Origin of the sequence: uncultured Cyclobacterium sp., from assembly GCF_963976465.1 — a bacterium.
Classification (GTDB): domain Bacteria; phylum Bacteroidota; class Bacteroidia; order Cytophagales; family Cyclobacteriaceae; genus Cyclobacterium.
Genome location: NZ_CAXBOC010000623.1, coordinates 1 through 2787 on the forward strand (window position 1 = coordinate 1; position 2787 = coordinate 2787).

Here is a 2787-nt window from a genome sequence, read left to right on the forward strand (position 1 = left end):
CATTGAGCACCAGGTCTAAACGTAACCTTGGACTAAAACCACAGGCGGTAGCAAAACGCAAACAGGTAACGATAAAATTTTCATCTGCCAGGTTTATCAAGTCATTTTCAGACATGACCTTTGACCTTGCATACGCGGTAAGCGGGTTCAAGCTGTCTTCTTCAGTTTTTGGGTAATCATCTGCCGCCCCATACATGCTGCAGCTGGAAGCAAAAACAAAATGTTTTACCCCCACCTTTTTGGCCATTTTTGCTAGGTTAATACAAGAGCGGTAGTTAATATCTAAGGTAAATTCTTCGAATTTTTTACCCATTGGATCATTGGATATGGCAGCAAGATTCACAATGGTATCCACTCCTTCCAGTAGTTTCTCAGGGAAATTTCTTACATCTCCAAAAACCTGCTGATCCACATTCACTTCCGGGAAAGGTCCATTGCTGGTAATGCATTGAGCAAAATACCCTATGTCATACCCAATAATGGTGCTTTTTGGGTTGGCTTTTTTTAGATGATTGACTAAAACAGGGCCGATATAGCCCATATTTCCTGTGATAAGTATTTTCATTTTTGATGGTTTTAAAGGTCAATATCACCAAACTTTCCAAGGTGCATTTTTTTGATTCCACAAGTCCTCCAGGTAGTTTCTATCTCTTAGAGAATCCATGGCCTGCCAAAAGCCATTGTGAACATAAGCGGCCAAATCATGGTTTTTGGCCAATTTTTCTAGTGGCTCTCTTTCCCAAATGGTTTGGTCATTTTCTATCAAATCCAATACCCTTGGCTCTAGAACAAAGAAGCCCCCATTGATCATGGCGCCTTCATTTCCATTACCTTGAGGTTTTTCTCTGAAATTTTCTATTCTTGCAGATTTTGAGGATAAAATAAAAGCCCCAAATCTTCCGGGTTGCTTTACGGCTGTCAGGGTAGCAGAGGCGCCTTCTTTTTTATGAAAAGCAATGGCTTCACGGATATTTACATCCGATACACCGTCTCCATAGGTCATGCAGAATGTTTCATCACCAATGTATTCTTTCACTTTCTTTAGCCTCCCACCGGTCATGGTGTCAAGACCTGTATCTACAAGTGTTACTTTCCAAGGCTCAGAAGTTGCATGGTGTATGTCAATTTTATTGCTGCTTAAATCTATCGTAAAATCAGACTTGAGCAGGTGGTAAGTGGAAAAATACTCTTTGATCACCTCTCCTTTGTACCCACAGCAAATAATGAATTCATTTATCCCGTAATAGGAGTAGATCTTCATGATATGCCAAATTATAGGTTTCTGCCCTATGCTTACCATGGGTTTTGGACGTATTGAGCTTTCCTCACTTATCCTAGTGCCGAAACCTCCCGCTAAAATTACTGCCTTCATATGATAAAAAACTAGAAATATTACTGAATGCCATGGAACAATGTTCCTATGGTTTGTCGTTTTCCTTATTGTATACCGAAAGGAGGACGCTTTCAAGATGAGCTGCGAAAATTTTAGAATTAAACTTTTCTTTAAAAGTTGATTGAGATTTGTCGCTCAACTCCAGCCAAATGTCCTTGTTTTCCTTTAGTATGGTTAATTTCTCCCTCCAGCCATTTACATCATACATGTCCACCCAATATCCAATCCCTTCTTCTTCGATGTCCAAATTCAAACATGGATTATGGGTCATTATTACCGGTTTGCTAAAGGTAACCACATCCTGGAGGCTGGTCATTCCTTGACACCCCTCTTTATGCATAGGATATTTTAGCGGGATCAAAATTGCTATTGATTTCTGGTAATAGGGCACGAGGTCATAGGATAGCGTCACCTCCCAGTCGACTTCTACATTTGGTGGGATATCAACGGTTTTTGGAATCGTCTTGGGTGTGCAGAATATTTTTAGTTTGTAGTCCAAACCTCTAAATGCCTCGATGAGGGTTTCGAAGTCCCTGTCGGTATGACCGGCACTAATAAAGAACTCACAATCTTCAAATGCTTTGCGTTGGGTAGCATACCGCTCGTAATATGTCATATCCGGACCCCACTGGGCCAGGCTGAACTTGTCTTTATAGGCCTTTTCAGGGATTTCAAGAAGTGTAATTGTTTTTTCCATGAGGGCTCTGCTTAAAAAAATGGAAGCGGAATAATTTAACACATAATTTCTGGAATATAATCTGAAAAACCAATTTTCATTCCTGCCCATCCAAAACGGTTGATGGATGGTGACAACGATCGGTTTTCTAAATAGGCCCAAGGCTTTTAAAAAGAGTAAAAGTTTTGTGTTTGATTTTGAATAAGGGGAATATAAAATATCAAATTTTTTGAGATTGAATAAGATTCTAATTTGCTGGTCAAGGTGACCAATGCCAAAGAGTTTACCAATCTTATTGAGTATTTTGTATTTCTCATGGGGAAATACTGTCATCTCCACCTTCCCTCTTTGGTCCAATTCTACCTTGCCCCATACATGATGGCTGCCACTAATCCCCTTTTCCCAGAGTGAATAGGCTCTTTCCATCGAGTAATTGTTAATTAAAAAGACCTTAGGCTTCATTAAAATAAAAAATTTTGTGAGGGAACATAAGGGGTATTAGTGTTTTAAATATAATTAAACATTTTTGTTTTAAACTAATTTTACATGTAATAAATAGGTTAATACATTACCTGACTTCAAATCATTTGCTTGTCAGCAGAGGTACTTTTTGAGTATATTTTATAGCCGTTAATTTGTTGATTTTTTCTTGTTTTACCTTTTCAAACGCAAGTTTGTTTTCTTCTGCTATCGGTTCTGCAGGTGGAATATCTTCTTT

Annotated in this window: 3 protein-coding genes; all 3 read right to left on the bottom strand. The window is 38.8% G+C overall.

What is annotated here, in order from left to right; genetic code table 11:
• The coding region (locus AAC037_RS23085) for an SDR family oxidoreductase (RefSeq protein WP_339905946.1) at positions 1 to 565 on the bottom strand (565 nt) is incomplete at its 3' end.
• 24 nt (positions 566 to 589) lie between these two features.
• Positions 590 to 1372, bottom strand: coding sequence for a glucose-1-phosphate cytidylyltransferase (gene rfbF, locus AAC037_RS23090; RefSeq protein ID WP_339905948.1), 783 nt, complete (start codon positions 1370 to 1372; stop codon positions 590 to 592).
• 46 nt (positions 1373 to 1418) lie between these two features.
• Positions 1419 to 2495: a glycosyltransferase gene (locus AAC037_RS23095; RefSeq protein ID WP_339905949.1), complete on the bottom strand. Its 1077-nt coding sequence runs from the start codon at positions 2493 to 2495 to the stop codon at positions 1419 to 1421.
• Positions 2496 to 2787: the final 292 nt, after the last annotated feature.